Origin of the sequence: Flavobacterium sp. 90, from assembly GCF_004339525.1 — a bacterium.
In the GTDB taxonomy this organism is placed as follows: Bacteria; Bacteroidota; Bacteroidia; order Flavobacteriales; family Flavobacteriaceae; genus Flavobacterium.
In genome coordinates this window covers 6,598,196-6,618,825 of record NZ_SMGE01000001.1, presented here as the reverse complement: position 1 = coordinate 6,618,825, position 20,630 = coordinate 6,598,196, and the positions used below count along the sequence as shown (strand labels likewise).

The following is a 20,630-nucleotide window of genomic DNA, read 5'->3' as shown; positions in this document are numbered from 1 at the left end:
AAGAGTCCCAAATTTTGAATTTGGGACTCTTTTTATTTTAGAAGAAAACCTAATTATTTCTTTTTAGGAATTTCTTTCACAGTTTCTGGTACAATTACTTTTTTCTTGTATAAAGGTATAAAGTAAGAAACGGTATAATTGAAACCTACTCCAAAACTTCCATCATAGGTTCTGTTGAAACCGGGAATATAAAGATTATCAAAACCACTTGGTTTGTTATTCATAGCCAAAAGTTTTAGCTGAACTCCAAAACCAACAAATATATTATTGAATACTTTTGCTTTTATTCCTAAGGCAACTTCAATCCAAGCGGCCGTTAAGCCGTTGTATTTTTCACCGGAAACAATCGCAGGCTGTTCTCCCCAATACGGATTAGCGTTATAGATTTTATAACTATTTAATTGTTGACTAAAATTACTAAAACCGCCTCGCATACCTATCGTAATCAGGTTTTCCATGTCAAGCCAGTTTTGATACGTATTATAGTCAAAACCTCCTTTTATATAAGTTCCCGTTGCTGTTGAGTTTAATCTGTCATCATCAGTGGTTTTATCTTCAAAACCAAGTTCAGCTGCCAGATAGTATTTTTTCGTCAAGCGAAAATCTCCCACAAATTCAACACCTTTATAATCTTTGTCGTAAAAACCACGGGTTAATTTATATAAATCGACACCTACGCGCAAACCATAACGATCTGTTTTTGGAACAGAATCTTTTTTAGTTTCCTGAATTGCGGGTTTAGCTGGTTTCGCTGGTTCTGTTTTTGATTTTAGTTTTGGCTTTTCCTGAACAATTTCTTTGGTTGCTGTAGCAGGTGTTTCTTGTGCCTGAACCAAAAACATTGAAAACAAAAGGCAAAAACTAAAAGTATATTTTAATGTGTGTCTCATTTTCAGATTCAATGTTATATTGTTCTACATTAATTACTCTCATCCAGGCTCCGTCTGTTCCCGGATTTAGTAGAAAAGGTTGTGATGGAGGTGCTGTAACAAAAGGATTTAATGTAAAGACAGTTTTGAAACCGCATGCTCTCGATACATATGAATCTTTGTGTGTATAGTCAAATCTTATTACATCTGTATTAGTCAAAGTAGGATCTGTACTTGCAGCATTATAAATAAAACTATAAGTAGTAGAATTTTCATTTGTCTTTAACGGAATTGAAATTGAAGTAGCATTTGCATAATACTTAGTATCGGTTGTACTGCTTTCGTTAAATACAATTCCGGTAGGCAGATCCTTTCCGTCTTTATCTTTTCCAACTACTTTTAAATTAACCACTTTTTTAGGCAAAGTCGCATCGGCATTATCATAAAATGATATTACCAATCGGGGAGTAGTAGGTGTGGTAGGATCACAAATATCATCTTTCTCACAGCTTGATAAGCCAAAAGTAAAGAGTAATAAAAAAGCGACTATTTTTTTCATTTATAGTTTTTTGTTATCTAAGTTCTAAAAGTACAACATTTTCAACATGATGCGTTTGCGGAAACATATCAACTGGTCTCACACGTGTTACCTTGTATTTTTCATCCATTAAAGCTAAATCACGCGCTTGTGTTGCCGAGTTACAACTTACATAAACTACTTTTTTAGGAGCAATTTTCAAGATTTGTTCAATTACATCTTTATGCATACCATCTCTTGGTGGATCTGTAATGATAACGTCAGGTTTGCCGTGTTGAGCAATAAAAGCTTCGTTGAAAACGACTTTCATGTCCCCTACAAAAAACTCACAATTCGTTATATTATTGCGTTCGGCATTTGCTTTAGCATCCAGAATTGCTTCAGGAACACTTTCTACTCCAATTACTTTTTTTGCTTTTTTAGAAACGAATTGCGCGATAGTTCCAGTTCCGGTATATAAATCATAAACAGTTTCTTCTCCGGTTAATCCGGCATAATCACGTGTTATTTTGTATAATTCGTATGCTTGGTCAGAGTTGGTTTGGTAAAAAGATTTAGCATTGATGCTGAATTTTAAACCTTCCATTTCTTCCAGAATATAATCTCTACCTTTATATAGTTTGATATCCTGATCGTAGATCGTATCGTTTTGTTTTGCGTTTACAACATATTGTAATGAAGTAATTTGCGGAAATTTCTCGTAAAGATGATCTAAAACTAATTCGCGGTTCTTTTTGTCATTTTCGAAAAACTGAATCAAAACCATAATTTCGCCTGTTGAAGCCGTACGAATCATTAAAGTTCTCAATAATCCAGAATGTTCTCTCGGATTAAAGAAAGCTAAATTGTGCTCGTTTGCAAAAGCTCTGATTTCGTTTCTGATCGCATTTGAAGGATCTTCCTGTAAGTGACATTTGCTGATATCAAGAATTTTATCCCACATTTTAGGAATGTGAAATCCTAACGCATTTCTGTTTCCTAAATCTTCTGTGCTTTCAATTTCTTTTTCGGTTAACCAACGGCTGTTAGAAAACGAAAACTCCATTTTGTTTCTATAGAAAAATTGTTTTTCCGAACCTAAAATAGTTTCAAATTCAGGAAGTTCAACTTTTCCTATACGTTGCAAATGGTTTTTTACTTCATTTTGTTTGTAATACAACTGTTGGCTGTATTTCATATTTTGCCATTTACATCCTCCACAAACGCCAAAATGATCGCATATTGGTTCAATACGATGTTCTGAAAATTCGTGAAATTTTACGGCTTTGCCTTCATAATAGGCTTTTCTTTTTTTGAAAGTTTGTACGTCAACTACATCACCCGGAACAACATTCGGAATAAAGATTACTTTACCGTCAGGAGCTTTAGCAACTGATACTCCTTTTGCTCCAGCATCAAGAACTTGAATTTGATGAAAGACAACTTTGTCTGTATTTTTTCTTCCCATAGCGCAAAAATAAGGGTTTGTAAACTTTTATAAATTTAAATTTCAAAATATTTTATCAAATTCTTCAAATTACTAGTTTTATCAAGTTTAAAAACTAACTTTGTTTACAGCAATAACCCCAAATGCTACATTGTTAACTTATAGTATTGTTATTATTTTTATGAAGTTGTATCATAATCTTTCACAAATTGGCTTTCTGAAAAAAAGTTATGTGTTTAAATTCCTATTCGTTGCTTTTATAGGTATTCATATTCCTTTGATTGGCATTTTGTTTTTTGTGATTTTTTCAAGCCATACTATTTCTCCCATTTCTATTTTAATTTTTGCCTTAATAATGACGTTGTTGGCGACTTTAGTGACGCTTTTGGTTTTAAAGCAACTAATTAAGCCAATTGTTTTAGCTTCAAAATCTTTGGATGATTATAGAAATAACAGACAATTATCGGTTTTACCAACAGAATATTCAGATGAAGCTGGTTTGTTAATGTGTAATATTCAGGAATCAATCTATGAATCTGAAAGTTTTATAAACGAAAAACAAGATTTGATTTATATGCTTTCTCACGATTTAAAGAACTTTGCGGGAAATCCTCAAGGTTTGGCACAGTTAATTTTGAGCGAAGAACCATCAGATTCTATTAAACATCTTGCAGAATTAATTTGTGAGTCGACAAATTTGCAATTCCGATACATCGAAAATTTTATAAAACTTCTAAAAGAACAAGATCAGATTGTTAAAGTAAATCATGATCCAAAGAATATTGTATTCCCTAATATTTTGCCTTTTATAAATGAACAGCTTGAGCAGCGTTTACTTGATAAAAATATTAAATTAAGTTTAAGCTTAGAATTAGTTGAAGCAAAACTTAAAATTGACGAAGGTTTATTGGTTCAGGTTTTAGTGAATTTAATAAGCAACGCAATTAAATTCTCTTATTTTGACAGTGAGATAAAAGTTCGAATATTTATTCAAAGCTCAAATTTGATTATAACAGTTATCGATAAAGGAATTGGTTTTGATAAAACTCAGATCGATGAATTGTTTAAGAAATTCACAAAAATGAGCCGATTAGGAACTGCAAATGAATTATCTACCGGAATTGGATTGTATTTGTGTAAAAAAATTATTGAAAGAAATAAAGGTAAATTAAGCGCCACAAGCGAAGGAAAAAACAAGGGCGCTGAATTTAAAATTGAATTTGAGTTGTAGTTTAGGTATAAATTTTATTTGATGTTTTTAATTGAAAATAATGTTATCAAATGATAATACCGGTTTTTCATTGACACATTTTACACCTGTAGGCGCTGTTGTTCCGGCGCAATAATCAACAAAAATTCCCCATTTTGTATAGATTTCGCCTTTTGTTTTATTGTATTCTTCAATTTTATTTTGAAGAGTTGCAGCACTTACTTTTTTAGAATATAAAATATATCCTCCATTTCCAGAACAGCCAGCAGCATCAATTTTTATAAATCCCCATTCCTGCGCATTGTTACAGGCTTGTGAATTGACTTGTGTAAATTGAATGATTTCGTTACGCATGTTATCAAGCATGGCAAGATCCTCTTTTTGTGTGCTTTCTTTCTCATCGCTGCTGCAAGATCCAAGTGTCAGGCAAATTGCAAATAATATAAAACTTAATTTTTTCATGGTTAGTGAATTTTATGGTTAGTTTTATTTATCAGATGATGTAATTTGCAAAAGGTTGCGTTATGAATTACAAAAGGTGCTAAGATTTTTTTAAGCTACTAAGATATGTTTCTTGTAAAATAGAAACTTAGTGTCTTATTATCTTAGTATCTCAGAACCTCAATATTTTGGAGCTTACCATAGGTGATGCACAGAAGGTTTTATATATTCTTCGTAAATAGCATTCATGGCTGTAATTTTCTCAGGAGTTAATTTTGGTAAATCATAAAGAGATAAATTCGATAATACATGACTTTCTTTTGAAGCACCGGGAATAATACAACTGATATCTTGAAAACTCAAAATCCACTGAAGCGCAATTGGAGCAAGATTTGTAGTTTCCGGAAATAATGCTTTTAGTTTTTCTACAGCCTGTAAACCTAATTCATAATCGATACCCGAAAAAGTTTCACCTTTATCAAAAGCATCACCATTTCTATTAAAATTTCGGTGATCCTGAGCGTCAAAAGTAGTTTTTGTATCAAATTTACCTGTTAAAAGTCCGCTTGCTAAAGGAACTCTCGCAATGATTCCGATATCTTTCTTTCTGGCTTCAGAGAAAAATAATTGAGAAGGGCGCTGACGGAATAAATTGAAGATAATCTGAACCGTTGTTACATTCGAATATTCAATGGCTTTTAAGGCTTCTTCAACTTTCTCGACGCTTACGCCAAGATTCTGAATTTTCCCTTGCTCTTTTAATCGGTCAAAAAGTTCGAAAATCTCCGGACGATAAAAAACTTCGGTAGGAGGACAGTGCAACTGAATTAAATCCAGCGTTTCTAATTTCATTCGTTTTAAACTGTCTTCAACAAATTTCTGAAGTACTTTTGGCTGATAACCTTCACTAACATGTGGGTTAATATGTCGTCCACATTTTGTAGCGACATAAATACGTTCAGATCGGGAACGAACAACTCTTCCAACAGCAGTTTCGCTTAATCCATTTTCATAAACATCGGCAGTATCAATAAAATTTACGCCATTGTCGATTGCCGTATTCAAAAGTTCGTCTGCGGTTTTATTATCAAAAGCAGATCCCCATTTCCCTCCAACTTGCCAGGTACCAAGTGAGATTTCAGATATATTGAAGTTTGTTTTTCCTAGTTTTCTGTAGTTCATTTTTTCTTTTAAAGGTTCAAAGGTTTAAAAAAGGTTCATAGGGACAAAGGTTTTTTGTAGAGACGTACAGTAGTACGTCTTTTTTTAGGTTCAAAGGTTTTTGTATAGGCGCACAGCAGTGCGTCTTTTTTTTAGAGTTACAAAGGTCTTTGTATCTTTGTATCTCTGAACCTTTGACCCTTCCTCTAATCAAATAAATCCGAAGATAAATAACGATCACCGCGATCGCAGATAACGGCAACGATAACACCGGATTCTAATTGTTCTGCAATTTTAAGGGCTACCGCTACTGAACCACCGCTGCTCATTCCGGCGAAAACACCTTCTTCGAGCGCTAGTCTTTTAGTCATGTCTCTGGCGTCATCTTCGCTTACGTCGATAACGGTATCCACTTTTGAAGCATCAAAAATTTTAGGTAAATATTCCTGTGGCCATTTGCGGATTCCGGGAATTTGTGATCCGTCGCTTGGTTGTGCGCCAACGATTTGAATAGCGGGATTTTTTTCTTTTAAATAAGTCGAAGTTCCAATAATAGTTCCTGTTGTTCCCATTGCCGAAACAAAGTGTGTAACAGTTCCGTCAGTATCGTTCCAGATTTCAGGACCAGTCGTTTTATAATGCGCTTTCCAGTTGTCATCATTCGCAAACTGATTTAGCATGATATAACCGCCTTCTGCAACTTTTTTGTCGGCATAATCCCTTGAACCAATAATTCCTTCGCTAGCGGGCGTTAAAATTACTGTAGCGCCATAAGCACGCATTGTTTGAGTGCGTTCTTTTGTAGAATCTTCCGGAAGAACTAATTCTATTTCTATTTGAAACAATTGTGCAATCATTGCCAGCGCAATTCCGGTGTTGCCACTTGTCGCTTCAATTAGTTTGTCTCCTTTTTTAATTTCGCCTCTTTCAAGCGCCGAAGCGATCATGTTGTATGCAGCTCTGTCTTTTACGCTTCCGCCAGGATTATTTCCTTCAAGCTTCAGTAAAAGTTTTACATTTTTATTTTTAACCAAATTGACAGTTTCCATCAAAGGAGTATTTCCAATTAGGTTAAGCAATTTCTGTGGACCCATTTTTATTTTTTTTCTTTTATTTTAACTTCAGTTGTAGTTGTATTCAGAACGATAGAATCTTCGGGAATTGATTTGGTAATCCAGGCGTTTCCTCCAACAATGCTGTTTTTGCCAATTGTGGTTTCGCCTCCCAAAATCGTTGCATTGGCATAAATGCAAACATTCGCTTCTACGGTTGGATGTCTTTTAGCGTTTTTCATTTCTTTGCTTACGCTTAATGCACCTAAAGTCACACCTTGGTAGATTTTAACGTGTTTTTTAATTACGGTCGTTTCACCAATAACGATTCCGGTTGCGTGATCAATAAAAAACGGTGAAGCAATTTTGGCACCTGCATGAATATCAGTTCCGGTAATTCTATGCGCATATTCACTCATTAATCTCGAGAATAATAGTAAATCCAGATTATAAAGTTCATGACTTAATCTGTAAATTGCAATAGCATAGAAACCGGGATATGCCAAATAAACTTCGTCGATACTGTTTGACGCAGGATCATTTTCCAGAATATAAGCAGCGTCTTCATTTAGTTTTTCTAAGACAATTGGTAATTTTTCCAGAAAGCGATCCCAAATCGATTCGCATAAATTTTCCGGTTTTTTGCAAGCGAGAATAGCAATCTCTTTAAAACGAATTTCGAGTTCGTCGATGCTTTCATCTAAAGCCGCATTCGAATCAAAAAGAGTGTAGAAAAGCTTCTCTGTAAAATCTTCTGTTTTAGTTTTGATTCCGTAATTTATGTTTGAATGGCTTTTTAGAGCTTTTATATTTTGTATGATACTGTCTTTAGTCACAATTGTAAAATTGAGTGGATAATTTTAAAACGTTAAAAGTAAGGTGTTTTTTGTAAATAAGGGCATGAATTAACTAAAGAAATTTTGCATAGTAAATTCAATTTGTGATAAAAAAAAGAATAATAAAAGCGATTATTTTATATGATTCTTAAGAAGTTAAATGCGTAAATTAGCCAGTAAAATTTATAAAAATGAAAAATAATTCAACTTTTAAGAGCGCTATTTCTAATCTTGAATTTCCGGAAAGTGAGAAAATTTATGGAAAATCGATACATGATCCCATTTTAGGACTAATTATCAAAGATCATCCTTCTTTTTGTGAAGATGATTGTATCGGAGTTAAAGAATTAAATGAATATCGTCAGCAATATGTTTCGGGTTATTTGTCTACCGAAATCGGAGCACTTTCAGATCTTGAAAAAAGTGTGATTGCCTCTTTAAAAGAAGATAAATCAATCGTAAGTATTGTAGAAGACGAACAGGAAACGAGAAGTTTTGGTCAAAAAATAGCAGATAAAGTGGCAGATTTTGGTGGAAGCTGGACTTTTATTATTTCATTTTTACTTTTTATAATTGTTTGGATTGGTGCCAATGTTTATATTTTGGTTAATAAAGGTTTTGATCCATATCCGTTTATTTTGCTGAATTTGATTTTGTCTTGTATTGCAGCTCTGCAAGCTCCGGTAATTATGATGAGTCAAAATCGTCAGGAAGAAAAAGACAGAAACAGAGCTAAAAAAGATTATATGATTAACCTAAAATCAGAATTAGAAATTAGAATGATTCATGATAAAATTGATCACATGATTATGCATCAGCAACAAGAATTAATCGAAATTCAGAAAGTACAAATCGAAATGATGAATGATATTCTGAACCAAATCAAGAAATAATTTCAGTCGATTTTGACTCGAAAAAATTAAATATAGAAGTGTTTGTAGTAATATCCGCCAAGCATAAAAACGAGATTTACGAATGCCATATTCCAAACTAGTTTTTTGTAATTTCTTGATTTGTCTAAAAAATATAAAGCTACAAAAGCAAAAAATAAAAGGGTAGTAAAGACCGCCGGATACATCTTGAAAGCAGCCAGAAAATCGCCTTGAAAAAGTAAGACTAAAGAGCGCTGAAAACCACATCCTAAACACTCAACTCCAAAGAGCGTTTTGAACAAACACGGGATCATATATTTTTCTAAATGCAAGTCGATTATTTTTTACAATTTTACAAAAAAAATATTTGATAACATTTCAAAAGAAGCGAACTGCTATTTTAAAGTTTTATACTTTTGAATCCTTATACTTTAAAATATGAAAGTACTTAAAATTATAATAATGATTCTTGCTATTTCGGTTGCATTGTACGAGCAGGTTTCACCCGAAAAAAATATCTATATAACGGTAATTGCAATTGCGGTTTTCATGTTTGGAATGATGCAGTTAAGCGCAAAAACACCGAGTAAAAATCAAGAAAAAGAGGAGAACGATGTTGACTAAAGGAGATAAGGTTTCGGTTCTGGACGAAGCCATAAACGGAACGGTGATTTCGGTTAAAAATAATGAAGTTTTGATAGAAACTGAGGATGGATTTTCGATGACATTTTTTGTCAACGAATTACTTAAAATTCAGGATTCCAGTAATTTAATGAATTCTATTAAAAGGATTAATTTAGAAGAGATTACAAAAGAGAAAACGGAGCCAAAAGCAAGGAGTTTTGTAAAAGAAAAGAAGGATAAACGCGAAATTGCTGCTCCGGAATTTGATTTGCACATTGAAAAATTGGTACCAAATAAACGCGGAATGTCAAATTATGATATTCTGACTTTGCAGACTGAAACTGCCAAAAGACATATCGAATTTGCAATTAGAAATCGCATTCCTAAAATTGTTTTTATTCACGGTGTTGGCGAAGGAATTTTGAAAGCCGAACTTGATTTTTTATTAGGCCGTTATGACGGAATAGATTTTCAGGATGCCAATTATCAAAAATATGGTTTAGGTGCAACTGAAGTTTATTTTAGACAAAACAGTAAATAAAATTGCTTTTTTCAGTTAAAGCAATTCATTTTGAGACATAAAAAAACGTCTGTTTTTCTTTCTGATTTTATATATAAATCAGCTTAGAAAAACAGACGTTTTTTTGTAAGAATTAAACAGGTTTTAAAATGGGTTTTTTAAGACTTAGTTCTTTGCTTTAGTTACAGTTCCTAAGACAAAATTATTACCTAATTTGAAACTGCTGTTTTCTTTTACAAGTGTAACATTTCTTAATGTAATTGTATGCATCACGATATTGTTTGTTACTTGCGTAGCAACTTCAACTGTACCATTAGTACCATTCCAGGTTTCTTTTATAGCAGGGTTTGTTGGAGTAAGAGACCCTTTACAGAAATAATCTTTATTTAAAGCAACACCTGTAAGGGTACGATAAATGACATTGTTTTGTGTTGCGGTTATATCTCGTATTCTAGGTTTATCTGCAGGAGTTGCTTCGTTTACAAATAAAGTTGGATCAAAGTTTTGAAGCATAATGTAAAATGCAGCATTATAATTATAAACTTGATTTTGATCCGGACATTCTCCTGCTTCTTCTGGTTTGGCAAAAGTTAAAGGAGTTGGGTTTATCGTAATTTTAAAATCACCAAAAACATATTTCTGTTCTACTTGAGGTCCAGCAGGTTTTAAAAAGGTTATATTTTTAAAAACAATACTGTGGTTGTATCCTGTAACTCGAGTGCTACCATCAACTTCACTTGGAGCAGAACTAATTTGTGTAGTTGTAATTTGTATTTTTCCTTTAGTTCCTACCCATTCTTCTATGACATTTGGTGTTTTAGGGGGGATTAGACCACAGATATTTGCTACTTCAACTTTACCATCATAAGCTCTGTAAAGAACACGATAAAGATTATTGTCAATGTCGTATGTTAGTGTGTCTTGGAGTGTAGGGTTATTTTCAAGACTGCTGGGAGGTAATTGCAGCAACAATGCCTCTCTGTCTTTAAGTTTATAAAGTAAAGTGTTTGTTGTATCACAGTTTGTTGAGGCAACAGTATCAAAATCTATAGAATCAACTGTTAAATTGCCATCATCGCAACCATTTAAAAGTAGCGCGAACAAGAGAAGGCATGCATATTTTTTCATCGTAAATTTATTTGGGTCAAAAATAGTGAAAAATTTGGCAATTGATATTTAAGATTTCACAATTGATATTTCTTAACTTTGCAGTAATGAAAAAAGTATATCTCGACAACGCCTCTACAACCGCTATGCGCCCTGAAGTTATTCAGGAAATGACTAAAGTTATGACAGAAGATTTTGGAAATCCGTCTTCTACACATAGCTTTGGACGCAATGGAAAAACTGTTTTAGAACTTTCAAGAAAAAGTATCGCCAAGCATTTAAATTGCTCTGCACAAGAAATTATTTTTACTTCGGGAGGAACCGAAGCAGATAACTGGATACTTCGTTCTGCGGTTGAAGATCTTAAAGTGGAGAGAATCATTACTACAAAAATTGAGCATCATGCTGTATTGTATGCAACTTTGGCATTGCAATCTGATTATAATATTCAAGTCGATTATGTAAAAATTAATCCTGACGGAAGTATCGATTTAACGCATTTGTCTAATTTATTGTCTGATGAAAAAAAGACAATCGTTAGTTTGATGCATGTAAACAACGAAACCGGAACTGTTTTAGATTTAGATAGAGTTTCTGTTATTTGCAAGCAATACAATACCTTGTTTCACTCTGATACAGTACAATCTGTTGGGAAAACAGAAATCGACCTGCAAAAGACTTCTGTAGACTTTATTGTAGCAAGTGCACATAAATTTCACGGTCCAAAAGGAGTAGGTTTTGCTTTTGTTCGAAAAAATTCTGGTTTACAGCCTTTAATTTTTGGAGGAGAGCAGGAAAAAGGACTTCGCGCAGGAACCGAAGCGGTACATCAAATTGCCGGAATGGCAAAAGCATTATCGCTTTCATATGAAAATTTAGATACCGAAAGAAAATACATTACAGAATTAAAAATGTATTTGATTGAGCAATTGGAAATTCATTTTCCTGGTTTTAGAATCAACGGGAAAAAAGACGATTTTTATAATATTATCAATATTATTCTGCCGTTTTCTTCGGATAAAACTTCTATGCTTTTGTTTAGTCTGGATATGAAAGGAATTGCAGTTTCAAGAGGAAGCGCCTGTCAATCCGGAAGTATCAAACCATCGCACGTTTTGAAAGAAATGTTATCGGAGACTGATTTAAAATTACCAAATCTCCGAATTTCATTTAGTCATTATAACACAAAAGAAGATATCGATTGGTTGATTGAGAGTTTGAAAACGGTTTAAGGAAGGTTCAAAGGTTCAGAGTTGGAAAGGTTCAAAGGTTTCTTTTGAGTTGCTATCCCGAAGCTTCGGGACTGAGATGCTAAGTTTCCAAGGTTTTAAATTCCAATTTAAGAAAATCCAAATTGCAATGAGTTAACCTCAAGCAAAAAATCTAAAATCTAAAATTATTTACGGATTACTTTTACCTGAGAATCGTTTGTCAGTTTGATAATTGTCGAAGGTTTTCCTCCAATTCTATCCTGATTTAATTTTACTACGTAATCAACACCTTTTATGATTTCGGGATTAATGTCTTTGAAAGCAATAGGTGTAGGCTGTCCTGAAATATTAGCCGAAGTGGAAACTAAAGGTTTTTTCATTCGCTCTAATAATTTAAAGCAAAACGGTTCTTTTACAATACGAACAGCAAGAGAATTATCTGCGGCAATAATATTTTTAGCCACATTTCTTGGTTCGTCTAAAATTAAAGTTGTTGGTTTTTCAGATAAATCTAAAATTTGCCACGCAACTTCTGGAATGTTTTTGAACACATTATACATCATTTTTTCGCCATTCATTAGTACAATCATGCTTTGAGTTTCGGCACGTTGTTTTAATTTGTATATTTTGGCAACAGCTTCTGGATTTGTGGCGTCACAGCCAATTCCCCAAACGGTATCAGTAGGATAAAGAATAATTCCGCCTTCTTTAATGACTTCGTAAGCGTTATGGATTTCAGTATTTATATCTTGATTCATAAGTTTAGAAATATTTGATTAATAACAGAATGAGTTTGATATTATGCTGTTAATGTATTTATAATTTGAGTTATTTTTTCCAATGTTTCTTTCGAAAGACCTACATAAAGAGGCAAACAAACTATTCGTGATGCAATAGATTCTGATATTGGCATTTCAGCTCCATTTACATAGTCGATCGTGTTTAAGGAAGGATAAAAGTAACGTCTTGGTAGAATGTTTTCTTTTAATAACGCCTCCTGAACTTTTAATAAAGTAGCTTCTGAATTAAAAATTATTGGATAATAGCTATAATTCCACTCTGTGTTTTCTCTTATTTTTATGGTTTTTACGGCTTTAAAGTTTAAATTTTCATTGTAAAAATCTACTACTTTTTTTCTTTCCGCAATAATATGATTCATATAAGGAAAAACTGCCAGACCCATCGCAGATTGAAGCTCAGAAATTTTGGCGTTAATTCCTAATCCATGAAATTCCAAAGGTCCGTTGTGTCCAAAATTATGACTGTAAAATAATTGATGATAAATAGTGTCATTGTTACAAAACATTGCACCACCTTCTCCGGTGTGAAATAATTTTGTTGCGTGAAAACTACAGGTGCTGACATCTCCAAAATTAAATACAGATTTGTTGTTGTATTTAACGCCAAAAGAATGTGCAGCATCATAAATCACTTTTAGATTGTGTTTTTTAGCAATACTTTCAATAGCTTCAATATGACATGGATTTCCAAAAACATGAGTTGCTAATATCGCCGTTGTTTTTGGCGTTATTGCACTTTCAATTTTGGTTTCATCAATAGTTAAATATTCTGAATTAATATCGACAAAAACAGGCGTGCAATTTTCCCACACAATTGCAGCCGAAGTAGCCACATAAGAGAAAGGAGTTGTGATAATTTCTCCGCCTTTACCAAATAGCTTTAAGGCAATTTGAATAGGAATTGTACCGTTATTAGTAATTATAAGGTGAGAAACATCAAGATGTTTTTTTAGCTTATTTTCTAATTCTATTGTAAGTTCGCCACGATTTGTGAGCCAAGCTTTGTCCCATGCACGTTTTAGAAAAGAATTGTATTCTTCTTGTGGAGGTAAAAAAGTTTTGGTTACGGGAATCATTTAATTATTGATTAGTGAGTTTAATTTCCTTTAAGGGTAAACTATTGTTATATTTGTGGGGTCAAAAATAGGAAAAGAAACCTGAATTTTTGCCATAACATGGCATTATAACAGTATATGCAATAGGATTAATATCTGAGATGTTTGAATGACAACATTTTAAGTTTTTTTTTCTTAACTGTCTAATGAATATTTTTTATCAGACCTTTTATAAAAATTAATAAAATAATAAACTCAAAATAAAATTAAGAATACTATGGAAATCAACACTTTTTTGCGAAATTTTGCAGATATTTTAGATGATACAGATGCCGCATTAATTAAACAAGAAACTGTTTTTAGAGATTTGGAAGAATGGGATTCATTAACAGCATTATCATTAATTGCTATGGCTGATGAAGAATACTCGGTAAAATTAACGGGAGATGATATTAAATCTTCGACTTCAATAAATGATATCTTCGAAATAATTAAAAATAAAGGATAATTAAATGGCTACTTTTTCAGTAAAGGATATTGCAATAAAAGGTATTTCGTGTTGTGTTCCAAAAGATGTGGAGCGCAACATTGATTTAGATATACTGACGCAGGAAGAAATTCAAAAGTTTATTGAAGTAACCGGAGTTGAAGAACGACGCATTGCAACAAAAGAGATTTGTACTTCTGATTTATGCTGTGAAGCTGCTGAAAAATTAATCAAAGATTTAAACTGGCAAAAAGAAGAAATCGAAATTTTAGTTTTTGTCTCACAAACAGGTGATTATATTTTACCTGTTTCGGCAGCGATACTTCAGGAGAGATTAGGTTTGGCAACAAGCTGTATTGCTTTTGATGTGCCTTTGGGCTGTTCCGGTTATGTTTATGGTTTGTCGATTTTGACAAGCATGATGAAAACAAGTGGAATTAAAAAGGGATTATTACTTGCCGGAGATACAATCAGTAAAATTATCTCGAAAACAGATAAAAGTACTTTACCTCTTTTTGGAGATGCGGGATCTGCAACAGCATTGGAGTTTTCTGATGGTGCAGAATTCTCATTTGATCTAGGTTCGGACGGATCGGGATATAAAACGATTATTGTTCCCGACGGAGGTTCAAGAAATAGAATCAATAATGATTCTTTACAAATTCAAACAATAGAAAAAGGAATTGAGAGAACTTCATGCGATCTGGTTTTAGATGGGATGGATGTTTTTAGTTTTGGAATAACCCAAGGACCTAAAACAGTCAATAAGCTAATTACTGAATTTGAAATTGATAAAGATCAAATTGATTATTTTGTTTTTCATCAGGCAAATATGATGATGAATAAAATGATTGCGAAAAAGCTGAAACTTCCCGCGGAGAAAGTACCTTATTCTCTGAAAAATTTCGGAAACACTTCTTCAGCGACAATTCCGTTAACAATTGTTTCGGAGTTAAAAGAAGCCATTTTAAACAAAACATCAAACATAGTTATGTGTGGTTTTGGTGTTGGATTATCATGGGGAACAATGTTAGCAAAAGATTGCAAGATTGAATCATTAGAATTAATTGAATTGTAAATATGATTACATTAAAGGATAAAAACATTTTAGTTACTGGTGCCTCATCAGGAATAGGAAGGCAAATTGCTATAACAGCTTCTGAGTTGGGAGCAAAACTTACAATTATCGGAAGAAATGTCGAGAAATTGGAAGAAACATTAACCTTACTAAATGGTGATGGTCATAAAATACAAGTTGCAGATCTTTCTGATTCAGCTAATCTTACGACATTAATTAGTGAAAGTTTGCCTTATGACGGTGTTGTTTTTAATGCTGGTGTAGTCGAATATTTACCGGTTAAATTCTTGAACGAAAGTAAAATAAATTCGGTTTTTGCTACAAATTTTGACAGCAATGTGGTCTTAAGTCAGAAATTGATAAAAAGTAAATTATTAAAAAAGGGAGGCTCTCTTGTTTTTGTTTCCTCAATTTCTTCAAAATTAGGTGTTCCGGGAACTGCAATGTACACCGCGTCAAAAGCGGCTTTAAGTGCTTTTTCTAAAGTATTAGCTTCTGAATTAGCTTCTCAGGGAATACGTTCTAATAGTGTAAGTCCGGGAATTATAAAAACGGCAATGACAGATAAAGCCAGTGATGTGGTTTCTGATGAAGAATTAAAAAAAGCAGAATCAGAATATCCGTTAGGATACGGTGAACCATCAGATGTTGCGGGATTAATCATGTATTTATTAAGTGATATTAGTAAATGGATGACGGGTTCAGATTTAATTATTGACGGAGGATTTACATTGAAATAAAAAAATATGAATTCAAATATACCAGCTATTCATTATCATGACAACGACATTTTTACACAGGAAAATGATAGGTTGTTTAGTAAGGTTTGGCATTTTGTGGGATTTAGATCTGATTTTGAAAATGACAACGATTTTGTTACCGCAAAAATTGCGGGTACACCAATTGTTATTCAAAATGTAAGAGGAACCATTAAAGCTTTTTTGAATGTTTGCTCACACAGATTTTCTATAATTCAACAAGAAAAATCAGGTAACAGACCTTTAATGTGTCCTTATCATGGCTGGGCGTACGATAAAGAAGGAATTCCGAGTGGTATTCCTAAAAAACCATTATTCAAGAAGTTTACAAAAGAAGAACTTTGTGAAATGAAACTGAAAGAATTTCAAGTTTCATTTTGTGGTAATTTATGTTTTGTGACTTTAAACGAAAACATTGAACCTCTGGAGGATTTTATAGGTATTTTTTATAATGAATTAAAAGAAATGTCTTTGTCTTTAGGAGATAGAATTGATGTTAATTCGATGGAAATTACAGCAAACTGGAAAGTAATTGTCGAAAATACCTTAGAAAGTTATCACGTTGGTTTGATTCACGCAGAAACACTGGCTAAGTTAGAGCCTTCAGGATTAGATTTTGAATTTGATGAAAATAATTCAAGCTGGACTAGTGATTTAAATATTGTAAAAGACAAAGGAGGATATAAAAAAATTAATAATTATTTTTCGCCTAGAGAATATGATATTGAAGGATATAAACACATTTTGATTTTTCCTGATTTATTGATATCAAGCACGCACGGTATATCATTTAATTATTCTGTAATCGAGCCAATTACCTCAGATGTTTCAAGATTTACAAGTCATGTTTTTACCACAAAAACAGAGAATCCTAATGAAAAATCAATTGTAATTAAAGCTTTTGAGGAATCATTGATTAATTTTAACCGACAAGTATTTGATGAAGACAAAGCAGTTTGTCAGTTGGTTCAGCAAGGTGTAAGACATACTAATTTGTCCGGAAAACTTTCTGACGAAGAAGAACGTGTTCATCATTTTCAAAAAACGTATTTAAAATTTTTACAGCATGAAAGCTAATATTAAAGCTATTTCCTATTATTTGCCTGAAGAAATTTTATCTAATGATTTGATAAATCAGGAATTTCCAGAATGGGATATTGAAAAAATCAGTTCTAAAACAGGAATTAATTCAAGACATATAAGTGCCAAAGATGAGTTTTCATCTGATATGGCGGTAAAAGCAGCCGAAAAATTATTCGAGGAACATAATATTGACAGATCAGAAATTGATTTTCTATTGTTTTGTACACAAAGCCCAGATTATTTTTTGCCAACAACAGCTTGTATTATTCAGGAAAAATTGGGTTTAAATACAACAATTGGAGCTTTAGATTATAATTTAGGATGTTCGGGTTTTGTTTATGGATTAAGCTTGGCAAAAGGTTTAATTGCTGGTGAAATGGCGAAAAACATTTTACTGATTACATCTGAAACGTATTCAAAATTTATACATCCAAAAGATAAAAGTAATAAAACCATTTTTGGAGATGCAGCCGCTGCAACTTTAATATCCAGCGAGAAAGGCTTTTGTTCTATTGGTAATTTTGTTTTTGGAACCGATGGAAAAGGTGCCGAAAACTTAATTGTAAAACAAGGCGGAATGCGTTTTCCGGTTTTAAACGATAATGAAGATATAAGTGATGAGTTTGGAAATGTTCGAAACGATAAAAATTTGTTTATGAACGGAACTGAAATTTTTAATTTTACTGGAGAATTTGTTCCAAAACTTGTCCGCGGAATGTTAGAAAAGGCAAATCTGAATCAGGATGATATCGATTTATTTGTTTTTCATCAAGCCAATAAATACATGCTGAATCATCTTAGGAAAAAAATAAAAATCCCGGAAGATAAATTTTATATCAGTATGGCCCACTGTGGGAATACTGTTTCATCTACAATACCAATTGCTTTGTATGATGCTTTGAAAGAAGGAAAATTAGAAAATTGCAAAAATATAATATTGGCCGGATTTGGAGTTGGATATTCATGGGGAGCTTGTAATTTAAAAATCGACTAATGAAAAACTTAATAATAATAGGAGCAAGAGGTTATGGACGTGAGGTTTATAATTTAGCGTTGCAGTGTGAAGGTTATCAAAAAGACTATATTGTAAAAGGTTTTTTAGATGATAAAAAAGATGCATTAGAGGGTTTTGAAAATTATCCGGAAATTATTGGTAATGTTGAAGATTATGAAATTCAGGAAAATGATATTTTTTGTTGCGCACTTGGAAGTGTAAAATGGAAAAAACATTACGTTGAATTAATTGAGAGTAAAGGAGGGAAGTTTATTAATTTAGTACATCCAACCGTAATTGTCCATTCAAATGTAAAATTAGGTATTGGTCTAATTGCTTTTATGTATTCTAATATTAGTAATGATTGTACGGTAGATGATTTTGTCACCATTCAAGGGTTTGTAGCTATTGGACATGATTCTAAAATAGGCAAGTGGTGCCATATAAATGCCTATAGTTTTACGGGCGGATATGCAATATTAGAAGATGAAGTGTGTCTTAATACAAGATCAACCGTTTTACCTAATATAATTGTTAGAAAAGGGGCGACTGTTGGAGCGGCAAGTTTAGTAATAAAAAATGTAAAAGAAAATACTACTGTTTTTGGAGTTCCTGCTAAAGTATTAAATTTCTAAAACATAGAATAATTAAAAAAAGAAGCCTATTATGATTAAAATAATAGGCTTCTTTTTTTGGACAATTTTTATCGGTAAAAAAGACTTTTTAGCTTGAATAGTTTTTTCTCGAAAAACGACATGTCTTTTGATTGAATCTTTTGGATTTGACGATTAATTATTTTTTGAATATCCTCATCAAAGAAAGTTTTTAAAGTATTTAGAAAATTAATGATAATAGTTCGTTGTTCTTCATCTTTTTTAGAAGACCAATACGAAGCATCATGTATTCTATAAACTGCCAATACCTTGTCGATATATTTAATTTTTCCGTGTTGCGCATTTAACATGTGCAGGAAATAATCTCCAATTGGAGCTTCGGTAAAATATTTTGGAAATTCCTTAATAAGATGATTTCTATATAAAACGCTTGGCGTGTGTATAAAATTATTTTTGGCAAGTTCTTTAATAGTGGAAACTTCCGGAATCTTCTTTTTTCGATTATCTTCCTTCATTCCACTACTTGTCAATAAACCCACATTGCTAAAGCAAATACTAAAATCAGGATTGTTTTCTAAAAAATCAGCCTGAATTTGTAGTTTATTGTCATCGCACCAATAATCATCACCTTCGCATAAAGCAATATATTTTCCGGTAGCATTACTAAGTGCAGAAACAAAATTAGGCATCATACCAATATTAGTTTCGTGGTTGATATATTTTGCTTTATGTGCATTTGGGTTTTGCGCAAGAGTTTCTCTTATAACCAGATCTGTATCATCTGTAGATTTATCATTTGATATGATAAGTTCAAATTCAAAATCAGTAACCTGCGATAAAATACTCTCAATCGCCTGTTTTATATATAAAGAGTGATTATAAGTAATCATTACAACGCTTACAAACATAGTTCTTAAATTAATTTTTATTAAAAAGTTGTTTTACATCTTCGATCATTCTACTTTTTTCATTCATGACAAATGTTCTAAAAGAGGATAATTCTTCAAAAACTTCTTCATAATTATTCATTACATGATTGATAAGCTCCGTTACTTTCTCGGTTTGTATCTCATCAGCGTGTAATTTATATTTTTCAGGTATTCCAAGATCTTCTTTAAATGCAGATGTTCCGTCACGACCGGTTAATAAACAAACACCTGATATTAATGCTTCTCTCGGGATTTTATCTCTCCCTGGGAAGTAACCAAAATCTAAATGCAATTTTGTTTTTCGTAAAGTATCTCTCATTTCTTCTCTTGTCATTCCGCTTAGCGGTATCCAATTGTATTGAGGAAGAAGATCCATGTATTGTTCTATCTTATCCAATCCTTTTTTAGGGTTGTAAGTGATAATGTTTTCTTTTGGGAAATCATTTTGTTCCGGTAAACTTTCAAAGAAAAGTTCCGTTACATAATCACACAAATAAGCAATATCATTGTCGAGTTTTTTGGTCTGTAAAAACTCTTTTGTTCTTTGAGATTGATACCAATGTGTAACAGTTTTGTTAGGTTCAAAGCGATATTCTGTATGTTTATAAGGTACAAATATTTGTCGAATCCAATTTTTTTTCTTTTCACGACTGTTCATTAAAACCTCGTAAAAATCAAGACTTAACCACCAAATTTTTTTCTGTGCCAAAGGATATTTAGCAATAAGATTGGTCATTGATTCCGGTATAATTATAATATTTTCTGCACTATCCTTTACTTTCATAACGTACGGAACATTATAATTTTTGTAAAAAGGATGTACAGGATCTTTTTTATACTTAGAATATAACATCTTAGCATTATATCCAAGTGAATTTAAGATATAACCTAATTGATGTAATGCTTCCGGGCCTCCGGTTGCTTTCTTTGGTGGACAAACGATGTATATATTTTGAGCCATTATT

Annotated in this window: 24 protein-coding genes; 11 read left to right on the top strand and 13 right to left on the bottom strand. The window is 32.5% G+C overall.

The genetic code is table 11. The features are described from left to right. Window positions 1-53 precede the first annotated feature (53 nt). From C8C83_RS27000 to rlmD, 3 genes are read right to left on the bottom strand one after another with little or no spacing between them, the layout of a single operon-like run. Window positions 54-890 carry a DUF6048 family protein gene (locus C8C83_RS27000; RefSeq protein ID WP_121325838.1) on the bottom strand — a complete coding sequence of 279 codons (837 nt, stop codon included), beginning with the start codon at window positions 888-890 and terminating at the stop codon, window positions 54-56. Beyond that, entirely contained in the window at window positions 862-1,428 is a 567-nt protein-coding gene (locus C8C83_RS26995; RefSeq protein ID WP_121325837.1) for a DUF6452 family protein, read from the bottom strand. The genes C8C83_RS27000 and C8C83_RS26995 overlap by 29 nt, the downstream gene beginning before the upstream one ends. A 13-nt stretch (window positions 1,429-1,441) precedes the next feature. Further along, window positions 1,442-2,854 carry a 23S rRNA (uracil(1939)-C(5))-methyltransferase RlmD gene (gene rlmD / locus C8C83_RS26990; protein ID WP_121325836.1) on the bottom strand — a complete coding sequence of 471 codons (1,413 nt, stop codon included), beginning with the start codon at window positions 2,852-2,854 and terminating at the stop codon, window positions 1,442-1,444. A gap of 100 nt (window positions 2,855-2,954) precedes the next feature. Between rlmD and C8C83_RS26985 the strand changes: the two genes are divergently transcribed. Next, on the top strand, window positions 2,955-4,064 hold the full coding sequence (locus C8C83_RS26985) for a HAMP domain-containing sensor histidine kinase (protein ID WP_233565961.1): 1,110 nt from the start codon (window positions 2,955-2,957) through the stop codon (window positions 4,062-4,064). 27 nt (window positions 4,065-4,091) lie between these two features. Here the strand turns inward: C8C83_RS26985 and C8C83_RS26980 are convergent, their stop codons facing one another. From C8C83_RS26980 to epsC, 4 genes are all read right to left on the bottom strand, one after another. Beyond that, complete coding sequence (locus C8C83_RS26980) at window positions 4,092-4,505, bottom strand: hypothetical protein (RefSeq protein WP_121325835.1); 414 nt, start codon at window positions 4,503-4,505, stop codon at window positions 4,092-4,094. 174 nt (window positions 4,506-4,679) lie between these two features. Continuing rightward, complete coding sequence (locus tag C8C83_RS26975; RefSeq protein WP_121325834.1) at window positions 4,680-5,666, bottom strand: aldo/keto reductase; 987 nt, start codon at window positions 5,664-5,666, stop codon at window positions 4,680-4,682. 185 nt (window positions 5,667-5,851) lie between these two features. Further along, the gene (gene cysM, locus C8C83_RS26970; RefSeq protein ID WP_121325833.1) at window positions 5,852-6,739 is read right to left on the bottom strand and encodes a cysteine synthase CysM; all 888 of its coding nucleotides are present in this window, start codon (window positions 6,737-6,739) and stop codon (window positions 5,852-5,854) included. A 2-nt stretch (window positions 6,740-6,741) separates the two neighbouring features. Then, a complete protein-coding gene (gene epsC, locus C8C83_RS26965) occupies window positions 6,742-7,533 on the bottom strand; it encodes a serine O-acetyltransferase EpsC (protein ID WP_121325832.1) in 792 nt (263 codons plus the stop codon). A 191-nt stretch (window positions 7,534-7,724) separates the two neighbouring features. On the opposite strand from epsC, the gene C8C83_RS26960 reads away from it, so the two are divergent. Further along, window positions 7,725-8,426 (top strand): DUF1003 domain-containing protein, encoded by a 702-nt coding sequence (locus tag C8C83_RS26960; protein WP_121325831.1) that lies wholly within the window; start codon window positions 7,725-7,727, stop codon window positions 8,424-8,426. Window positions 8,427-8,452: 26 nt separating this feature from the next. Here the strand turns inward: C8C83_RS26960 and C8C83_RS26955 are convergent, their stop codons facing one another. After that, the gene (locus C8C83_RS26955; protein ID WP_233566126.1) at window positions 8,453-8,719 is read right to left on the bottom strand and encodes a DUF2752 domain-containing protein; all 267 of its coding nucleotides are present in this window, start codon (window positions 8,717-8,719) and stop codon (window positions 8,453-8,455) included. Window positions 8,720-8,843: 124 nt separating this feature from the next. Between C8C83_RS26955 and C8C83_RS26950 the strand changes: the two genes are divergently transcribed. Both C8C83_RS26950 and C8C83_RS26945 read left to right on the top strand, forming a co-directional pair. Next, window positions 8,844-9,029 carry a hypothetical protein gene (locus C8C83_RS26950; protein WP_132011986.1) on the top strand — a complete coding sequence of 62 codons (186 nt, stop codon included), beginning with the start codon at window positions 8,844-8,846 and terminating at the stop codon, window positions 9,027-9,029. Continuing rightward, a complete protein-coding gene (locus C8C83_RS26945) occupies window positions 9,019-9,570 on the top strand; it encodes a Smr/MutS family protein (protein WP_121325829.1) in 552 nt (183 codons plus the stop codon). Before C8C83_RS26950 ends, C8C83_RS26945 begins: the two co-directional genes overlap by 11 nt. Before the next feature lie 144 nt (window positions 9,571-9,714). On the opposite strand, the gene C8C83_RS26940 is transcribed toward C8C83_RS26945, so the two are convergent. Next, window positions 9,715-10,677, bottom strand: a complete 963-nt coding sequence (locus C8C83_RS26940; protein ID WP_121325828.1) for a hypothetical protein — start codon at window positions 10,675-10,677, stop codon at window positions 9,715-9,717. Between the two features lie 86 nt (window positions 10,678-10,763). Here C8C83_RS26940 and C8C83_RS26935 point away from each other — a divergent pair, with 86 nt between their 5' ends. Next, window positions 10,764-11,888: a cysteine desulfurase family protein gene (locus tag C8C83_RS26935; RefSeq protein WP_121325827.1), complete on the top strand. Its 1,125-nt coding sequence runs from the start codon at window positions 10,764-10,766 to the stop codon at window positions 11,886-11,888. 164 nt (window positions 11,889-12,052) lie between these two features. Here the strand turns inward: C8C83_RS26935 and C8C83_RS26930 are convergent, their stop codons facing one another. Beyond that, entirely contained in the window at window positions 12,053-12,625 is a 573-nt protein-coding gene (locus tag C8C83_RS26930; protein WP_099711623.1) for an L-threonylcarbamoyladenylate synthase, read from the bottom strand. Between the two features lie 41 nt (window positions 12,626-12,666). Further along, window positions 12,667-13,743, bottom strand: a complete 1,077-nt coding sequence (locus tag C8C83_RS26925; protein WP_121325826.1) for a DegT/DnrJ/EryC1/StrS family aminotransferase — start codon at window positions 13,741-13,743, stop codon at window positions 12,667-12,669. A 256-nt stretch (window positions 13,744-13,999) separates the two neighbouring features. On the opposite strand from C8C83_RS26925, the gene C8C83_RS26920 reads away from it, so the two are divergent. The 6 genes from C8C83_RS26920 to C8C83_RS26895 are packed head-to-tail and all read left to right on the top strand — an operon-like array spanning window position 14,000 to window position 18,757. Beyond that, window positions 14,000-14,230, top strand: a complete 231-nt coding sequence (locus C8C83_RS26920; protein WP_099711625.1) for a phosphopantetheine-binding protein — start codon at window positions 14,000-14,002, stop codon at window positions 14,228-14,230. A gap of 4 nt (window positions 14,231-14,234) precedes the next feature. Next, window positions 14,235-15,287 (top strand): ketoacyl-ACP synthase III, encoded by a 1,053-nt coding sequence (locus C8C83_RS26915; protein WP_121325825.1) that lies wholly within the window; start codon window positions 14,235-14,237, stop codon window positions 15,285-15,287. 2 nt (window positions 15,288-15,289) lie between these two features. After that, window positions 15,290-16,027 (top strand): SDR family oxidoreductase, encoded by a 738-nt coding sequence (locus tag C8C83_RS26910; RefSeq protein ID WP_121325824.1) that lies wholly within the window; start codon window positions 15,290-15,292, stop codon window positions 16,025-16,027. Between the two features lie 6 nt (window positions 16,028-16,033). Then, window positions 16,034-17,122: an aromatic ring-hydroxylating dioxygenase subunit alpha gene (locus C8C83_RS26905; protein ID WP_121325823.1), complete on the top strand. Its 1,089-nt coding sequence runs from the start codon at window positions 16,034-16,036 to the stop codon at window positions 17,120-17,122. Beyond that, window positions 17,112-18,122 carry a ketoacyl-ACP synthase III gene (locus C8C83_RS26900; protein WP_121325822.1) on the top strand — a complete coding sequence of 337 codons (1,011 nt, stop codon included), beginning with the start codon at window positions 17,112-17,114 and terminating at the stop codon, window positions 18,120-18,122. The genes C8C83_RS26905 and C8C83_RS26900 overlap by 11 nt, the downstream gene beginning before the upstream one ends. After that, window positions 18,122-18,757 carry a sialic acid O-acetyltransferase gene (locus tag C8C83_RS26895; RefSeq protein WP_121325821.1) on the top strand — a complete coding sequence of 212 codons (636 nt, stop codon included), beginning with the start codon at window positions 18,122-18,124 and terminating at the stop codon, window positions 18,755-18,757. Before C8C83_RS26900 ends, C8C83_RS26895 begins: the two co-directional genes overlap by 1 nt. A 68-nt stretch (window positions 18,758-18,825) precedes the next feature. Here the strand turns inward: C8C83_RS26895 and C8C83_RS26890 are convergent, their stop codons facing one another. Continuing rightward, window positions 18,826-19,644, bottom strand: coding sequence for a glycosyltransferase (locus C8C83_RS26890; protein ID WP_121325820.1), 819 nt, complete (start codon window positions 19,642-19,644; stop codon window positions 18,826-18,828). 10 nt (window positions 19,645-19,654) lie between these two features. Next, the gene (locus C8C83_RS26885; RefSeq protein WP_121325819.1) at window positions 19,655-20,626 is read right to left on the bottom strand and encodes a hypothetical protein; all 972 of its coding nucleotides are present in this window, start codon (window positions 20,624-20,626) and stop codon (window positions 19,655-19,657) included. Between the last annotated feature and the right edge of the window lie 4 nt (window positions 20,627-20,630).